Annotated in this window: 1 protein-coding gene; it reads left to right on the forward strand. The window is 70.7% G+C overall.

Annotated elements, in window-relative coordinates; all coding sequences use genetic code 11:
• The coding region (locus ACQG3P_RS22975; protein WP_426806338.1) for a M1 family aminopeptidase at positions 1 to 239 on the forward strand (239 nt) is incomplete at both ends.

Here is a 239-nt window from a genome sequence, read left to right on the forward strand (position 1 = left end):
TGCTGGACGACCCGGACCAGGTCGCCCTGATCGCCCACGAAGCCGCCCACCAGTGGTGGGGCAACCGGGTGTCGTGCATCGGCTGGGAGCACTTCTGGCTCAACGAAGGTTTCGCCAATTTCATGTCCGCCGCCTACCTGCAGCAGGCGCAGGGCGACGCGGCGTACCCGGCGCAGGTGCAGCGCGGGCGCACGCGTGTGGAGGCGCTGCGTGCCAAGGGCGCCGACCACGCGCTGGTG

Source organism: Stenotrophomonas sp. SrG, assembly GCF_050031795.1.
Taxonomy (GTDB): domain Bacteria; phylum Pseudomonadota; class Gammaproteobacteria; order Xanthomonadales; family Xanthomonadaceae; genus Stenotrophomonas; species Stenotrophomonas rhizophila_A.